The 15538-nt window shown below is 43.5% G+C and carries 16 protein-coding genes; 8 read left to right on the top strand and 8 right to left on the bottom strand.

What is annotated here, in order from left to right:
• Positions 1-22: 22 nt before the first annotated feature.
• A complete protein-coding gene (locus GLO7428_RS13165) occupies positions 23-1765 on the bottom strand; it encodes an iron uptake porin (RefSeq protein ID WP_015189045.1) in 1743 nt (580 codons plus the stop codon).
• Positions 1766-2035: 270 nt separating this feature from the next.
• On the opposite strand from GLO7428_RS13165, the gene GLO7428_RS13160 reads away from it, so the two are divergent.
• The 3 genes from GLO7428_RS13160 (at position 2036) to GLO7428_RS13150 (ending at position 4455) form a co-directional block, all read left to right on the top strand.
• On the top strand, positions 2036-3013 hold the full coding sequence (locus tag GLO7428_RS13160; RefSeq protein ID WP_015189044.1) for an acetamidase/formamidase family protein: 978 nt from the start codon (positions 2036-2038) through the stop codon (positions 3011-3013).
• Between the two features lie 162 nt (positions 3014-3175).
• The gene (locus GLO7428_RS13155) at positions 3176-3424 is read left to right on the top strand and encodes a helix-turn-helix domain-containing protein (protein WP_015189043.1); all 249 of its coding nucleotides are present in this window, start codon (positions 3176-3178) and stop codon (positions 3422-3424) included.
• Between the two features lie 44 nt (positions 3425-3468).
• Positions 3469-4455 (top strand): site-specific DNA-methyltransferase, encoded by a 987-nt coding sequence (locus tag GLO7428_RS13150; RefSeq protein ID WP_015189042.1) that lies wholly within the window; start codon positions 3469-3471, stop codon positions 4453-4455.
• 18 nt (positions 4456-4473) lie between these two features.
• Here GLO7428_RS13150 and GLO7428_RS13145 read toward each other — a convergent pair whose 3' ends face one another.
• On the bottom strand, positions 4474-5067 hold the full coding sequence (locus tag GLO7428_RS13145; protein WP_015189041.1) for a restriction endonuclease BamHI: 594 nt from the start codon (positions 5065-5067) through the stop codon (positions 4474-4476).
• 316 nt (positions 5068-5383) lie between these two features.
• A complete protein-coding gene (locus GLO7428_RS13140) occupies positions 5384-5641 on the bottom strand; it encodes a DUF3303 domain-containing protein (RefSeq protein ID WP_196797364.1) in 258 nt (85 codons plus the stop codon).
• Positions 5642-6067: 426 nt separating this feature from the next.
• On the opposite strand from GLO7428_RS13140, the gene GLO7428_RS13135 reads away from it, so the two are divergent.
• Positions 6068-6775 (top strand): Uma2 family endonuclease, encoded by a 708-nt coding sequence (locus GLO7428_RS13135; protein WP_015189039.1) that lies wholly within the window; start codon positions 6068-6070, stop codon positions 6773-6775.
• A 9-nt stretch (positions 6776-6784) separates the two neighbouring features.
• Here GLO7428_RS13135 and GLO7428_RS13130 read toward each other — a convergent pair whose 3' ends face one another.
• The 4 genes from GLO7428_RS13130 to GLO7428_RS13115 all read right to left on the bottom strand — a co-directional run bounded on the left by GLO7428_RS13130 (position 6785) and on the right by GLO7428_RS13115 (position 10137).
• Positions 6785-7813 (bottom strand): ring-opening amidohydrolase, encoded by a 1029-nt coding sequence (locus GLO7428_RS13130; RefSeq protein ID WP_015189038.1) that lies wholly within the window; start codon positions 7811-7813, stop codon positions 6785-6787.
• Positions 7814-7815: 2 nt separating this feature from the next.
• Entirely contained in the window at positions 7816-8232 is a 417-nt protein-coding gene (locus tag GLO7428_RS13125) for a heme-binding protein (RefSeq protein ID WP_015189037.1), read from the bottom strand.
• An 86-nt stretch (positions 8233-8318) separates the two neighbouring features.
• The gene (locus tag GLO7428_RS13120) at positions 8319-9455 is read right to left on the bottom strand and encodes a ring-opening amidohydrolase (RefSeq protein ID WP_015189036.1); all 1137 of its coding nucleotides are present in this window, start codon (positions 9453-9455) and stop codon (positions 8319-8321) included.
• Between the two features lie 7 nt (positions 9456-9462).
• Positions 9463-10137, bottom strand: a complete 675-nt coding sequence (locus GLO7428_RS13115) for a GntR family transcriptional regulator (RefSeq protein WP_015189035.1) — start codon at positions 10135-10137, stop codon at positions 9463-9465.
• A 199-nt stretch (positions 10138-10336) separates the two neighbouring features.
• Here GLO7428_RS13115 and GLO7428_RS13110 point away from each other — a divergent pair, with 199 nt between their 5' ends.
• The 4 genes from GLO7428_RS13110 to GLO7428_RS13095 are packed head-to-tail and all read left to right on the top strand — an operon-like array spanning position 10337 to position 14563.
• A complete protein-coding gene (locus tag GLO7428_RS13110; protein ID WP_196797363.1) occupies positions 10337-11437 on the top strand; it encodes an ABC transporter substrate-binding protein in 1101 nt (366 codons plus the stop codon).
• A 10-nt stretch (positions 11438-11447) separates the two neighbouring features.
• Positions 11448-12725, top strand: coding sequence for an amidohydrolase family protein (locus tag GLO7428_RS13105; RefSeq protein ID WP_015189033.1), 1278 nt, complete (start codon positions 11448-11450; stop codon positions 12723-12725).
• Positions 12726-12779: 54 nt separating this feature from the next.
• Entirely contained in the window at positions 12780-13337 is a 558-nt protein-coding gene (locus tag GLO7428_RS13100) for an orotate phosphoribosyltransferase (protein ID WP_015189032.1), read from the top strand.
• 50 nt (positions 13338-13387) lie between these two features.
• Positions 13388-14563 carry a sugar MFS transporter gene (locus GLO7428_RS13095; protein WP_015189031.1) on the top strand — a complete coding sequence of 392 codons (1176 nt, stop codon included), beginning with the start codon at positions 13388-13390 and terminating at the stop codon, positions 14561-14563.
• A 95-nt stretch (positions 14564-14658) separates the two neighbouring features.
• Here GLO7428_RS13095 and GLO7428_RS13090 read toward each other — a convergent pair whose 3' ends face one another.
• Positions 14659-15480 carry a hypothetical protein gene (locus GLO7428_RS13090; RefSeq protein ID WP_015189030.1) on the bottom strand — a complete coding sequence of 274 codons (822 nt, stop codon included), beginning with the start codon at positions 15478-15480 and terminating at the stop codon, positions 14659-14661.
• Between the last annotated feature and the right edge of the window lie 58 nt (positions 15481-15538).

Raw genomic sequence — 15538 nt, 5'->3', positions numbered from 1 at the left:
CTCTAACCTCCGACCTCTGCTATTAAAAGCTAAACTGGGCGCGTACGTTACCAACATAAACTGTCGGGTTATCGCTGAAATTGTTGGGATTGCCGATGACGTAAAATGCGGGAACAAGCGCGATGTTGTTTGTTAGCGGGTAGAAGTACGTTGCTTCAAACTCGTACTGTACTCCACCATCGCCACCACCAGAGGCGAGGAAATTACGTCCATCCAGAATAGAGAAGGGAAGAAGATAGGATACTGTTAACAGCGCGCCTTCTTTAATTAAGTCAGGAAAAGCAACTCCAAGTTGTAGCGATTGCGCGTTGACTTCTCCATTCGGTAAACCTGGAGTTAAGGGAAATAAATTGGTACTACCGTAGCCATAGCGCCCAAAGATCCCAAAACCATCCGCAATCAGCCAATCGAAGTTGACACTAACGACATCTGCTGTCGCATTATCAACAGGACCATCGAAACCATCATCAGCAAAGCCATAAATCGGTTCGCCGATCGCACCGCCGATTTGTCCGCCAATTGCTCTAGTATTCGAGCGGTTATAGAGTAATCTTAAGTTAAAGCGATCGCTCGGCGAAAATGTTAGCTCAGCGGTAATTGTATTCGTAGGGTCAAATAAACCTTGGCTAGGATTGCTTGAGGAATTAAACACTCCACTGGGGAGAAATTCTGAATTTTCACCTAGATAAGCAACATTAAGTCTAAATTGGTCGTTAATTTGCCACAGAAGCGCTAAACCCGAACCGCGATCAATTGTGTTTAACAGCGTACTTCCACTTGAGTTAAAACTTCCTGCACCTGTTAAAAAGAACGTAAAGCGGTTGGTATCAAAATAGCGATACCAGTTAATCCGCGAACCAACGACGGCTTGCAAATTATCCGTTACAGGAAAGCTGTAAAATAGTTCGCGAACAACAACATCGTTTGCGCCTGCGGTTCCTCCTGGTGCGGTTGTTTGGTCGGTAAAAGGAACACCCCAAGTATTATACAAGCCTGCTGAGACAAATTGATTCGCGGGAGAGTTGCCATTACCTGCTCCTAGCTGTACAACTAAAGAATCTCTACCTGTAAAAGATGTATTAAAATTCAACCAAACCAAGTTACTCAGCGTAATGTTGGGATCTTCATCAATTTCGCGTAATAAAGGTGTTGCCGTTCTCGGCTGCGTTCTAAATGCGGTTTCCCCTTCAGCTAAAATGGTTCCATCCGCAAATGCTCCAGTAAGATTGATAAAGACATTACCTGTCAGTTTCGTTGTTGTCGAAAATTGATTCGCTGCAAGTTCGGCGACTTGGGCTTCTAAAGTATCTACTCGTCCGCGTAAAGTTGCAAGTTCTGCTGCGAATTCTGTTTCTAGTCTTTGTAGCGTTTCGATATCTTCGCGAGTAACTTGATTCGCGGTTGCTGCTGCAATTAATTCATTAACACGATCTAAACACGCATTCAAACCCGCAGCAAATTCATAACGGGTTAAAGCGCGATTACCGCGATATGTACTATCAGGATAACCAGCAATGCAACCATAGCGTTCGACTAACGATTGTAATGCTTGAAACGCCCAATCGGTAGGTTGCACATCGGATAACTGCGATACCGATGTTACTTGTGCCATTGCATCGTTGTTTGTAGCGACTAAATTCGTGACTTCGGTTGTCGGCAATCCCCATACTTTTGATGGTGATAAAAATGTCGTCTCAAATATTAAGCACCAAAAAGTTGTCGCAGCAATTAAACTACCTTTCCAGATAGTTGCAACGTTCGTCATTATTTCTCACACCTGTATAAAAAGACTTAAGTAGCCCAAATCTTATCTGAGTTTCTTAAAGCTATATGTAATTTAAATAACATTAATTTATAGTTTTGTTAACGACTGCTGACATTATTCAAGATATACAGTTTATGGATTTTTGATAAAACTCACTTGTTCATTGCCAGCATAATTTTTAATATATTTTCTGTTAAATTTATTACATAAATGTAGTAGCTTACTGAAATAAACTCGACAGAATAAAATTTTTGACTATATTGCGATCGCATGGCGCATCATATTCTTAAAGCGAATCATCACACGGTACACTTAGGCGGTTTTTCTCCTCAATTGAAACCTGTTTTAACGATTCACTCAGGTGACAGTATTGATGTCGAAACATACACTGGCTTCTATGTTTATGACAAAGCACCACCAGAATTTCTAACTCCTGAATTTCAAGAGATTTGTCAACATCTTTCTCAAGAGCGTAAAGTTAATTTGGGACCTCATTTACTCACAGGACCAATTTATATCACTGATGCTCAACCTGGAGATGTCTTAGAAGTCAATTTAGAGGCAATCTCTCCACGATTACCTGTTGGTTTTAATGCAATTTACCCAAATAAAGGAGCATTGCCTAAATATTTTTCAGAACAAAAGATACAATTTATTCCATTAGATTTAGAAAGACAAATTGCAGAGTTTCCGTTAGGAAGTGGTATAGAAATTCCACTTAAGCCTTTTTTTGGTATTCTTGGTGTTGCGACCGCAGAAAATCGTTCCTCGGTTCCGCCTGGCAATTATGGCGGAAATATTGACAACAAAGAACTACAAGCAGGTTCGCGAATATTTCTACCCGTTTTTGTTCCTGGCGCGTTATTTTCCATTGGTGATGGACACTCGGCGCAAGGCGATGGTGAAGTTGATTTGACGGCGATTGAAACATCAATGAATGGCAGAATTAAGATAACATTGCGTAAAGATCTCAAGCTCACAACTCCCATCGCTGAAACGCCCACCGACATTATTACAATGGGCTTTGGGCAAACTTTAGATGCAGCATTTGAATCTGCACTACAGCATATGATTGATCTTCTCGAACGCTTTGTGGGTTTGAGTGCCGAAGAAGCTTATGTATTGTGTAGCTTAGCTGTGAATTTTCGCATTACGCAAGTGGTCAATTTGCCCCAAAAAGGCGTTCACGGAATGTTATCAAAGGCAATTTTACCAAGAGCGATCGCGTTGTCAATCAGTGTGCTTTGATTTTAGGTTGCGAGATTGTATCTTGTTTGCGATCGCTGCACGAATCTTCCTAAATAATACCAACCTCTGATAAATGACCTTGTTTCCTCTTGCACAGAACTTAAGTTACCCTTAGGAATGCACGCTAAAAATCTGGTTACATGACTGAAGCACCAGCATCGTATGACAAACTCCGGTTCAAACAGTAATCCTGAATTACTCTCTGTTGCTCAAACTGCAAAGCTACTTAATGTCACTCGCCAGCGAGTTCACGACCTTATCAAGAACGGTCAGATTGTCGCTTGCAAACTCGGACGTTATTACTATATAGAAGCCGCTGAATTAAAGCGATATTTGAATCAACCTACTGGAAAACCTTATCAACCACGGAGTACAACTTCTTACCCAAACTCTGTTGACAAAAGTAAATAGAGTTTATAAACTCAACTAATACTAACGTACTAAAGGCTAAGTCAATGCTCCCGTTTGAAGTGATTGCAGCTAATATTGCAACTCAAAAAGAATTGCAACAGGTTTACAGGAGTGAGCATGGCATCCTTTATCAAGGAGATTGTCTTAAACTTCTGACAGCGTTACCTAGTAAGTCTGTAGATCTTATATTTGCTGATCCACCCTTTAACCTGGGAAAAGAATACGGTGAAAGTGTCAACGATCAGATGGAGGTTGACAAGTATTTAAGTTGGTCGCAGCAGTGGCTTGAGCAGAGTGTTCGAGTCCTTAAAGAAGGTGGAAGTTTGTTTGTATTCAACTTACCCCAATGGTGCATAGAGTACGGTGCATACCTCAATCGGAAAGAGATGTGGTTTCGACATTGGATTGCTTGCAGGATGCCGAAAACTTTTCCTAGAGGCAAAAAGATGTCTCCTGCCCACTATGGGCTAGTCTATTACACAAAAGGGGAGCCAGCAGTCTTTAATAAAGTTTATACACCCATTCAAGTCTGTCGTCACTGCGGTAGAGAAATTCGTGATTACGGCGGACATCGCAAAAGACTTAATGAAAACGGCATCAATTTGATGGATGTCTGGGATATGCCAGAGGATGTTTGGGAAAATGCTTCTGAAACTAATCCAAATGAAACCTTATGGACATTGGCGGAGGAAATGTGGACTGATATTCCACCTGTTCGGCATCGCCAGCATAAAAAGCGAGTTCCCAACGAACTTGCTCCAATTATGCTAGAACGGATTGTCGCTATGGCATCTAACCCAGGTCAAGTTGTGGTTGATCCATTTGGGGGATCTGGCACTACATTTTATGCAGCAGAAAAACTGCACCGTTACTGGATTGGTTCAGAAATTGGTGATACACAGCCAGCAATACAACGATTGACCAATTTAGCTAACGGACTTGTTGAGCAATGGGAATCGGCAAGGGGAAACAAGAAGTTGAAGCGCCGCGAAACAAATGCATTACAACTACCCATTCCTTACACTACCTAGCTTACTTTTGTTTAAAATTTAGACCAATGCACGACCATCAGTTCCTTTAGTAATCGTTGGTACATTGCTATCTACTTGATCGTGTTCAATCACAAAAATTGCGAGAAACCCCTCTTGGAGCCGAACTGCCCGCCAAACATCAAAATATGGCTCTAGTTCTTCATAGTTGCCAATCCGATCAGTTAGATAAGGATAAAGTTTTCTACTTGGAAGTACTAAAACAGCACCTAGAAAAACACCTCGTAACAATCCAAGAACCATCTTGTTGATGGCTCGATGGCTTGAGGATATATTTCCCGTTTCCCACTCAAGAGCAAAAAGATAGCTGTCAAGAACTTTGGTTGCGTCTACCTTTCCTGGAGATCGAGTTGCGTAGTTAATTGAAGTTTCTAGCCTCCATCCAAACCTATCCTTCAAAGCAATCATGCCAGCTTCTTTAATCGGCTTGACGCCATTACCATGTTTCGTTGGGTTAATGGTAAAGTTTGATGCACCAGGAGGATGAACAATGAGGGAAATAGCCTCACGAATTTCAGCCCGAACAATAGACCAATCGCCTGATTCTTCAAAACCTCCAACGCTTATCAGAGAAATCTCTTGAACAATCTTCATCGTAACTACTCATTGACGTTGCTAGGCAAGAGTAGTGCAGTTTTGCCTATTCTCTATAAGAATTAAGCTTTGTTTCTACATTGCCCCGCCAAGCAACCTCGCAACGGCACTTCAACCGATAATCTGAATCTAGCTAATCATTTAATTACATAATGCTCTAATAATAATGCAGTTGAACTCCAAAATTTTGAAATTTATCAAGCGTATCAGCTTTCTATTCTTGCCTAACTTGTCGTTATCTTTGATTTATCCATGACTCAAACACTGTATTAATTCATTCAAGTTTGCCTGGTCGCGTATCTGAATCATTTATTTGCTAAAGCTGATCGGCAATATGCTGGGCGGCTTCTGCTGAAGTACGTACGGGGATAATCTCAAAATGACCAAGATCGCACCAAGCTTGAATCCAGGTATCAAATAATGATGGATCGTCAGTACGCATGAGTTGAAAGCATCTGAAGTAATTGAGATCGACCCAACTATCTACATATTCAAGCCCTGGTGGTAATTGACGACCGCGATCGCGACGATGGATAGCAGCCGCCGCGCCTGCATTGAAGTATTCAATCACCATATACAGCATTTGTCACCTTGATTTTGTTCTTCATCGCCGTTGTTCTACTTCGCCGTGTGCTTTGAGTAAAGCCGCTAATTTACGACGCAAACAATACCAGGTCGCTCCGATGTCAACCGCTACCCCAGCAAGCTTTTAACCCTAACCTCAGAATACCAAAAGCGCCGTAAGACAGGTTGCTTGGTAACTAACATAATGTGAAATTAATTTAAAAACAGGAAAAGCGTACTGTCAGTTGTACGCCTGTATATCAAGCAAATAAACACAGAACAGGGTAAACCACAGAGTATTGAAACACTACCTGTGTTGCCGTTTCTGCCACAATTGCAACCGTTTTCTATAAGCAACGCACAAGTTAGAACTCTGACTTAGGATTATCTTGTAACCACGGAAGTTCTTATACTTTTTTTGTTGGAGGTTATTGCCATGTATCAAACGAAACTAGCCTTTTCACCAGCGCAAGACATCTTACCCTCTGATGACGGCATTCCGATGGAAACTCAACGGCACAAAATGCAAATGGATTTGCTAGTAGATTCGCTTTATCCGTGGGTGACACAACGTGAAGGTGGAGGCTATGTGGGCGGCAGTATGTTTGTTTATTTCAGCCCGAACCAAGTCCGTAACCAAGATTATCGCGGTCCTGATGTTTTTGTCGTCCTAGATGTACCAGTACGGGAACGTAAAAGTTGGGTTGTTTGGGAAGAAGGCAAAGGACCTGATATGGTGATTGAACTCTTATCAGAAAGTACCGCCGAACAAGACAAAACGACAAAGAAACTGATCTGTCAAAATCAACTGCGCGTCCCCGAATATGTTTGGTACGATCCTTTTGACCCAGAGGAGTTTGCTGGATTTGGGTTACAAAAAGGAATTTATACGCCATTGTCACTCGATGAACAAGGACGCTTCATCAGTCAACATTTAGGATTGGCACTCGTACGCTGGCAAGGTCAATTTAAGGGAGTAGAAGCAGTTTGGTTGCGGTGGTCAACAATTGACGGAGTACTACTACCAACGGATGAGGAGATGGTGCGAACAGCACAAGCACAGGCACAGCAAGAAGCACAACGCGCCGATCGCTTAGCCGCAGAATTAAAACGACTTGGTGTCGATCCAGACAAAATTGTTTGAAGTCATTATTCACAAGTAGGCGATCGCTGCGACAGGACCACCGCCTGGCGGACCTTGATGTTCGCTACCACCGGAAACATACACCATAGGGTCTTGCACGACAGAAGCCGCAACAGCCGCAACAACGGCTCTTGCCATGCGTGTATGATTGATATCCGAATCATCTAGCATCGTGTGTCGGCGTCCTAAAATAAATCCCGAAGGATCAGCCTCGGCTTTGGCAAAGATATTGACAACACGTTCTAGCGGTTGGTTTGTACTGCGCACTGCTTGACAAATTGCCTCGCGATCCAACGCGTGTTGCATCACACTATGTCCTATGACAAAGTTACTTGTTGATTGGTGAGAGTTACCCAATACGATAATTTCACAGTTATGCAACTCCACCCCTGCTGAAGTTGAAGCGACTTGAGAATACAACGCATAGTTTGCACAAATATCCGTTGCTGTTATTTGCTCAAGATTAATCTCCCCCATCGCCACAGCCACACCTAATGCAGACGTCCCGCGCGAATACGCCATCGATTGATAGCTGTTACTTGCTTTTACCTGTTGCGTAGAAACGATCAACGGGCATTTAATTTGCACAAAATGAACATCTGATTTATCTAACTTCGCATCGGCGATCGCCGCTTCTACTCCTGCTGCCACTTCCTCGACCATTGCCAGCGTACCAATCTCGGTTGGTAAAAAGTCCCGCGTCCGGCTAATTCCAATCGCTAATCCCCAGCGTTGCACTCCTTCTTGCTCGTCTCGTGTAAAAATATTCAGGTGCGGACTCAAAACTCCTTCCGTACCACCCGACATGACATAAATAATTCGTTGTGCAACTTCAAGATTCGCTTTCTCGCGTAGATATGTTTTCAACGTTTGGATCGCGAACCCGCGTGTAAAGTCATTAACACAACCGTTACCCTCGGTTTTACCGAGAATTGCCACAATTTTATGAGGATCGATCTTACCGCTATGAATCAAAGCATCGAGTTGCGATAAGTCATCAGGACTATTTTGCGGAATTTTGTAAACTTCTACTTTCATAACTATTGCATGAGCGCCTGTAACGCAGCGATACCAGCTAAAGCGACTTCGACATCTTGTTGTCCAGTGCCCGAACCCACACCGATCGCCCCAACAACTTGGTCATCAATTGTAATGGGAACTCCACCTTTTAGATTCGTTAACTGTCCCGCTGTTGCCAATGCCAGTTTGATTTCGACATCTTGTGCAACTCCCCCTGTCGGTACTCGCGAAGAAACCGCCGTCACAGCTTTTTGCGTTGCCGAAATTTGACTCAAAATCTTCGCGCCATCCATCCGCACAAACGCTAATAAATTTCCCCCAGTATCCACAATGGCAATACACTGCGGTACGCCCATTTCTTCAGCTTTGGCGATCGCCCCTTGCAATACCACCATCGCCCCTTGATGAGTCAACTCGCGCGTTTGACGCAAATACATATTTTTGCTTCCTTGTCAACTGTATTAATTTAAGGGGTAAGGCAGTGCCTTGCCCCTGCATCAACGATCGCCGCACCATAATTAAATTACTGCGTTGTTCCTGCATCAACGATCGCCGCCACCAAATTACTACCTCGCGCACCTTGATGTTCGTTCCCCGCCGACGCCAGAATCATCGTATCGCCAACTACCGAAGCAACAATCGCATTTGCTACCGCTTTTGCCATAATTCCGGCATAGCCTGCTAGAAAATCACTGTGCATTGTATGACGGCGATCGCCCACCGCAGTGACTGCATCTGCACCACAGTTTACAAAGACTTGCGTAATCTTGTTTTGTTGATCTGTTGTTAGCGGAATCTGACAATTTAACCCTGCGGATTTCAATGCTGCATATACCCCAGTTGTATCCAACTGATTCTGCATGACTCCACTTCCGATGCGATAGCGACTCGCGGAAAACGCTGAGTTACCCATCACTAAAACGCGACACGCCGATTGTTCTCCGCCAGCAGAAACCGAACCGCGATTTGTGTAGAGTGCGTGATTTGAGTTAATCGCGCGATCGTCTAGTTTTTCTTGAGGTATTTCTTTTAAAGCCAAACCGATACCCAACGCACACGCACCCTTTGCCATCGAACTTGCTTGATTGAGATTAGTATTCACAACCTTCACCCTACGCTTTTCAGCATCTTGCAGCCGCGCTAAAGTCATCGCAGGACACTTGATTTCAACGCAATGAACGTCGTCTAATGAACTTATTCCGGCTTGGGCGATCGCGGCTTCTACGGCTTCGGCTACTAACTCGACTTGCGTCATGGTACCGTATTCTTCAGGTAGCAACACGCGAGTATCTGCTATTCCTACAGCTAATCGTTTTTCTTGAGGAGGTGTGGAAGGTGCAGCAACTGCTTTGCGTGTAAATATCGTATAGTGCGGACTCATCAAGCCACCACATAACCCAATCATCATCATCGGAATGCGATGGAAAACATCTTCCACAGAAATTTGCAGATACTGCGACAGCAATAGTTGCAGACACAAAGATGCATAACCGCGTGCGTATCCTGTACCTTCGGTTTGGGCAATAATCGCTACAATATCTGCGGCTTGAATTTGCTGTGTTTCTAAAAGATGTTGTAAGCTACTCACATCTTCTGGTGCAGACATTGGTAAGCGAAAGACGCCAACATCAATCCACTGTTGCGAAGTCGAAGTGTTCATAATGTATTTATTGATGACTTTGTAAAACTTTTCGTGCGGCTTCTAACGTTGAATTGATGTGATTGAGAGATATATTTATCGCCCGCGCCGCATCTTTACTACGATATGCTTCTAAAAGTTCGCGGTGTTCTTTCTCGGCTGATTCTTTTTGTAATGGTCTTTCGGCAAAAGATAAATTGATATAAATCGCTGCAATATCTGATAGGCGTTGTAGTAAAGTTTTTAAATGCAAACTGCGGTCTGCTTGATACAGCAAATCGTGAAATTGGCGATTTAGTTCTACCCAGCGGGGGCGATCGCTTTCAACTTCCATTTGCGCTAATAGCAATTCTGCTTGCTGAAGTTCTTGCTCGGTAATAGCATATACTCCTCTTTGAATACTTAATGGCAGTAACGCCCTACGAATCTCAAAGATTTCTTCTAATTCTGCCAGCGTTGGCGCGTGCACTACAGCACCGCGAAAGGCATCTAAGTCAACTAAACCTTGCGTACTCAGTTCGCGGAGTGCTTCGCGGATCGGAGTAACACTCACATTAAGTACTTGCGATAATTCTGCTTGCACAAGACGAGTACCCGCAGGTAACTCTCCCGAAAGAATTGCTTTTCGTAAATAATCTGTAACACTCGCTTGCGTCGTGCGTGAAAGTCCTGTGATGGTTGGAAATTGTAGCTTTGCGGTCAAGGTTCGCTCCTTTGTGCGCAGTTTTTGTAGCGATGCTTACAGTTAAATTGTGAACATCCAGGTTTTATATATCATATATGATCGATTGTTTCTAGTCACGGTTGTGAACGATAAATTCATTGATATCTTTATGTAGCTTCGTTTCAAATCATTGCTGCGATCGCGTTGAAAGATTTCCTTTAGTTGAATTCTAAACACTATGAGCAAGACAATCATGCCGAAGATTTGGACAAAATTTATTGCACTTGCGTTAGTTGCCGGATCAGCCGTATATCTTGGTAGCTGTGCCACGCAAACAACGTCTCAGCCTTCAGCTACAGCACAAACAGCAGTCAATAACACAAATCGCGAGTTACGCGAGGTAAGCTTTACCTTATCTTGGTTACTGCAAGCGGTTGATGCACCACTCGCAACAGCTATTCAAAAAGGATACTTTGCCGAAAAAGGAATTGCCGTCAAATTTGAACGTGGTTATGGTTCAGCGGATTCAATTAATAAAATAGCGAGCGGCGTTTATGACATTGGCGAAGGCGATTTATACTCAATGGTGGAGTTTAACCAAAAGAACCCCAATGATAAGTTAGTTGCCGTTGCGATCAAGTTTAATCGCTCTCCCGCCGCGATCGTTGCACTCGATAATACTGGCATTGCCTCGCCGAAACAACTTGAAGGTAAACGATTAGCAGCCCCCGCAGGTGATGCAGCGCGGCGACTTTGGCCAATTTTTGCGAAAGCAACGGGAGTAAATGCTGATTCGGTAACTTGGAATAACGTTGAACCCAAACTACGCGAAGCACTTTTTATTAAAGGCGAATTTGACGCGATTTCTTGCTACATCAGTTCGAGTTTACCACCGTTAAAGAAACTAGGTTACGGTCCTGATCGCCTCAATACTTTTCTTTATGCGGATCATGGTTTGGATCTTTACGGTAATGCATTGATTGTGCGCGAATCTTTTGCGCAGCAAAATCCAGAATTAGTGAGGGCATTTGTTGGTGCGTATCTGCGCGGCTTACAAGACACAATTAGAAATCCTGATGAGAGTTTAGCTGCGGTGTTGCAACTGAGCCAAGATGGTTTGATGGATCAAGCACAAGAACGCGATCGCCTGCAAATTGCGTTGGATTCGCTCTATGTTAGTCCCGAAGTCGAGCAAAATGGTTTGGGTGGTGTCGATCGCGCGCGATTGCAAAAAACGCTAGAACAAGTTGCTGAAGGCTTTGGGTTTGCTGAGGTTCCCACACCCGAAGACGTGTTTAATGGTAGCTTTTTGCCGCCTAAAGAACAACGGACAATTTGAGGATCTCAGCGTGAATCTAGATTATGCGTTGACGAATGCGACTTTGGCAGATCGTGCAGGGCGATGGTGTATTGGTGTAGCAGAGGGTAAGATTGCGACAGTTATCGAAGGCGATTTTCTCAATGCTCAAACAGTGTGGAATCTCGATGGTAAAGTCTTAACTGCGGGTTTAGTTGATGCACACACGCACCTTGATAAAGCATTAACCGCCGAGTCTGTAGGCGATGTTTTTGCTCAAAACGGACTAGCCTCAGCAATTCAAGCTGTACGACAGTTAAAGTCAAACTTTACAGTTGCAGATGTTGAACAACGCGCCTCGCAAGCTTTGCAGTTGAGTATAGCAGCAGGAACAACAGCAATTCGCACGAATGTGGAAGCTGATGCTTTTGTAGAATTAAGGGCGGTAGAAGGATTATTAAATGTGCAGCGATCGCTTACGCATCAAATCGATATCCAGTTAGTTGCTTTTCCGCAAGAGGGATGGTTTGCGGTTCCAGACACACTAGAATCGGGTGCATCGTCATACGTTGAACAAGCGCTACAACGTGGTATTAAAGTAATTGGCGGTAATGTCAATCAAGGTTTATGGTCATCAAATCCAGAAGCGCAAGTTGATGCGTTATTTGATTTAGCACTGCGCTACGACTGCGATCTCGATTTGCATCTTGATAACTGGGATGGCGTGGAAGCATTTACACTACCGTATGTCGCGCAGAAAACAATTGAGCATAATTATCAAGGGCGAGTTGCGGTTTCACATATTGCTTCACTGGCGTATGTTTCCAAAAGTCAAGCCCAAGCTGCGATTGAACTGGTGAAAAACGCTGAAATTTCAGTCACCGTGCTACCAACACGAATTAAGTTAACGCGAGTTGCTGAACTTCTCGAAGCAGGAGTCAATGTTGTTTGTGGAACAGATAACTTGCGCGATCCGTTTGTGCGTTATGGCGATGCAGATTTACTTAAAGCTTTATTGTTGCTAGCACAGTTGACAGGATATATGGCAAATCGAGATTTGGAACGACTATGGCAAACAATTTCTAATAATGCAGCCAAGATGTTACGGTTGCCTTACGGAATCAATGTAGGAAATTCAGCAGATCTAGTTGTCTTCGATGCTTACTCAATTTCTGAAGCAATTCTCCATCAAGCAACACGATTAGCTGTCTTCAAATCTGGTCAACTCGTTGCAGGTACAATGCATAATAAGCAGAGGAGCAGGGGTGCAGAGGAGCTTGGACTCAGATTATACAACTCTGATTTGATAAGTCCACGGAGGTGGACTTAGTTTTTTAGCTGCGACTTCAGTCGCTAAGCGTCTTGTTATTCTCACCTTTTACCAATGTCAGAACAAGCGATCGCCGAACTTATTGAAAAGACAGAAGCACTGCAAACCGGACATTTTCAGTTGGCGAGTGGACTTCATGCGTCTCGATTTTTTCGTTGCATCAAACTGCTACGCTATCCCCAAGCTGCTGAGATTATTTTTGCAGAAATCGGTCGCCGTTTTGCGAATGAGAACATTGATTATGTTTTGGGTGCAAACGAAGCTGGAAGTATTTTAGCTTTTGAAGTCGCGAAGCATTTAGGAGTAGAAGTTGCGATCGCCCGCGAGAAAGCTGGTACTTATAATTTAATTGAAGGTTTTGCTTTTCCTGTTGGGGCGCAGGTTTTAGTCGTCGATGACATCACGACAACCGGAGGGACTGCAAAACAATTGCTAGCGATCGCGCGTCAAGCCAATGCTGAACCTGTAGGTGTTGGACTCGTTGCAACTAAAGGACTATTTAATATTGATTTATCTTGTCGTACCGAAGTCTTAATTTCACTTCAAGGTATGGATGCAATGTCCCCAGAAAATTGCACTTTGTGTCAGCAGCAAATACCGCTCACTACCTGAGTTGTGTCTCCTGTTATCCTGTCAGGGTTACAAGTTGAATTTAAAATTTTATGCGTGCTCCAGGGTGGATCGGTATTGCGCTTGCATTTTACGCTTTTATTGCAATTGGGATTGCAGAGGGAGGACTCGGAGTCTTATTACCCTCAATCTTGACTGCTTATAATCTTACGCCAGCGACGGTAACATTTTTATTTCTCAGTCAAGTCAGCGGTTACATGGTTGCGGCATTTTCTAGTAGTTTGCTAGCTAGCCGCATCGGATTGGCGCGGATGTTGTTGATGGCGTCGCTGACGCTAACGAGTGCGTTAGTCATTTATGCGATCGCTCCGCGTTGGCATATTATGGTTGCGGCGGGAACGTTTTTAGGGTTGGGAATTGGACTCATTGATGCTGGACTCAACACCTACATTGCCAATCAGCGTAACGCAAATATCATGGGCTTGTTACACGCATTCTATGGTATTGGTGCATTACTTGGTCCTGCGTTAGCGACAACACTTCTCGCTTTCGGAATGAACTGGCGACGCATCTATTTGCACATCGCTGCAATTGTTGGAGTTACTGTGATTGGGATGTTGTGGGCGGTTGTCTCTAACTATCAGCCGATGGCTAAGCGCGTTATTGCGCAAGATACCGATGCGAGAACAAGTCTTAAACTAGCATTAAGAACACCCGCCGTCTTAGTCGCAGGGATCTTATTACTTGTTTATGTTGGTACAGAAGCCTCTTTCGGTAACTGGGCTTATAGTGTTCAAAGTTTAAGTCGCAAAACACCCGAAGTCGTTGCGGGTTACAGCGTTACTGCGTATTGGTTAGGGCTAACAATTGGACGCTTGATTATGGGGCGTTTTGTCGCGCGTTGGGGTGCAATTCGCACAATGGATTTAGCGATCGCGTTGCTGACGATTGGTTTAATTGCTTGGTGGTTGTTGCCAAATCAGTTATTCAGTTTACCTGTCATTGGTTTTGCACTTGCCCCAATTTTTCCCGCAACAATCTGGTTGATGCCACAGCGCGTTTCTTCTAATATGGTGCCAGCTGCGATTGGGTTTATTACTAGCGTCGCCAGTTTGGGTGCAGCGACGATTCCAACACTTATTGGTTGGATTGCGGATCGGGCTGGGTTAGAAATTATTCCTGTATTGATGATACCGCTTGCGGTTGTCGTGTTGGGGTTACATCGTTGGTTGGTTAGATATGCGCCTATAAAGAGTGAACAAATCTAACTAGACGCAAAGTTAGCATTGAAGTGTACCTTCGTACACTTTGTTTGAGTAGCCCCCGACTTCAGTCGGAGGGCGTTTGTGATTGATGCTATTGATTACATTTTTGATTGAGGGGTAAGTTTCATTTCCGGTTGTAGCTGGAGGTTGGTTTCGGCAATTAGAAGTATAAGTAGGATAGCGATCGCGATGCCTGCGAGTAATAAAATGAGTAAAACTAAGTTATCGTTTTTCTGATTTTTCGAGTGACTGCTCGTAATTGTTTTTTCGGACGTGGAACTTTTTTTATAAGGTTCTTTCCATCCTCCTGTTTGCACAAGATTAGATAATCCTCGCCAAACTCCGGCTGCAATTAAAGTTGATTCGGATTTAATACCTGTGACAACGAGTAAGGGTGCATTTTCTTTTGGTAAATTGTGTTGTTCGAGTTCGTAGGCTAGTTCATCGCGTTGCTGTTTTGAATTTTTGCCAAGTTTTTTATCTAAATTGGCGGGAAAGTTGTGTACGTTAATAACTTCTTCAATTGCTAAATCACTTAGTGCGTCGAAGTTGACTTGAAAACCGTTGTTACTACCAAAAGTAACAGCATTGTCAATTTCTGCTCTTAAATTTTCTCGCAGTTCATCGCGTAAAGCACACGATGCGATCGCGCGTAACTTTTTTTCATTTACTTCTGTATCTTCTCCTACCCAAGCAACAGAATTTCGGATTGTGCGTCCTTGAAAATCTTTTCTTTCGCTTGATTCTAAGCTAGTGATGAGTAGGAGGAGGGTGCTATCAAAACGCGCTAAAATTACTGACGGTGATTCGCTTTGAATTAAGTCATTAATGTGATTTTTTTTGAGAATATTCGGGACTTCGGGTTGCCAGCAATAATCATCGTCTGGAGCAACACCGCGACTTTGGATGTAGATATTCATAGTTCATAATATCTAATAATATAAATAGGATTTTGTAAAACAAACCATAGAGGCTCAG

Origin of the sequence: Gloeocapsa sp. PCC 7428 (genome assembly GCF_000317555.1) — a bacterium.
Taxonomy (GTDB): Bacteria; Cyanobacteriota; Cyanobacteriia; order Cyanobacteriales; family Chroococcidiopsidaceae; genus Chroogloeocystis.
This window is presented reverse-complemented; position numbering and strand designations above follow the sequence as displayed.

Excerpts from the sequence above, each read along its gene's own strand:
- GLO7428_RS13165 (WP_015189045.1), bottom strand. The coding sequence starts at position 1,765 with ATGACGAACGTTGCAACTATCTGGAAAGGTAGTTTAATTGCTGCGACA.
- GLO7428_RS13160 (WP_015189044.1), top strand. The coding sequence starts at position 2,036 with ATGGCGCATCATATTCTTAAAGCGAATCATCACACGGTACACTTAGGC.
- GLO7428_RS13155 (WP_015189043.1), top strand. The coding sequence starts at position 3,176 with ATGACAAACTCCGGTTCAAACAGTAATCCTGAATTACTCTCTGTTGCT.
- GLO7428_RS13150 (WP_015189042.1), top strand. The coding sequence starts at position 3,469 with ATGCTCCCGTTTGAAGTGATTGCAGCTAATATTGCAACTCAAAAAGAA.
- GLO7428_RS13145 (WP_015189041.1), bottom strand. The coding sequence starts at position 5,067 with ATGAAGATTGTTCAAGAGATTTCTCTGATAAGCGTTGGAGGTTTTGAA.
- GLO7428_RS13140 (WP_196797364.1), bottom strand. The coding sequence starts at position 5,641 with ATGGTGATTGAATACTTCAATGCAGGCGCGGCGGCTGCTATCCATCGT.
- GLO7428_RS13135 (WP_015189039.1), top strand. The coding sequence starts at position 6,068 with ATGTATCAAACGAAACTAGCCTTTTCACCAGCGCAAGACATCTTACCC.
- GLO7428_RS13130 (WP_015189038.1), bottom strand. The coding sequence starts at position 7,813 with ATGAAAGTAGAAGTTTACAAAATTCCGCAAAATAGTCCTGATGACTTA.
- GLO7428_RS13125 (WP_015189037.1), bottom strand. The coding sequence starts at position 8,232 with ATGTATTTGCGTCAAACGCGCGAGTTGACTCATCAAGGGGCGATGGTG.
- GLO7428_RS13120 (WP_015189036.1), bottom strand. The coding sequence starts at position 9,455 with ATGAACACTTCGACTTCGCAACAGTGGATTGATGTTGGCGTCTTTCGC.
- GLO7428_RS13110 (WP_196797363.1), top strand. The coding sequence starts at position 10,337 with ATGAGCAAGACAATCATGCCGAAGATTTGGACAAAATTTATTGCACTT.
- GLO7428_RS13100 (WP_015189032.1), top strand. The coding sequence starts at position 12,780 with ATGTCAGAACAAGCGATCGCCGAACTTATTGAAAAGACAGAAGCACTG.
- GLO7428_RS13095 (WP_015189031.1), top strand. The coding sequence starts at position 13,388 with ATGCGTGCTCCAGGGTGGATCGGTATTGCGCTTGCATTTTACGCTTTT.
- GLO7428_RS13090 (WP_015189030.1), bottom strand. The coding sequence starts at position 15,480 with ATGAATATCTACATCCAAAGTCGCGGTGTTGCTCCAGACGATGATTAT.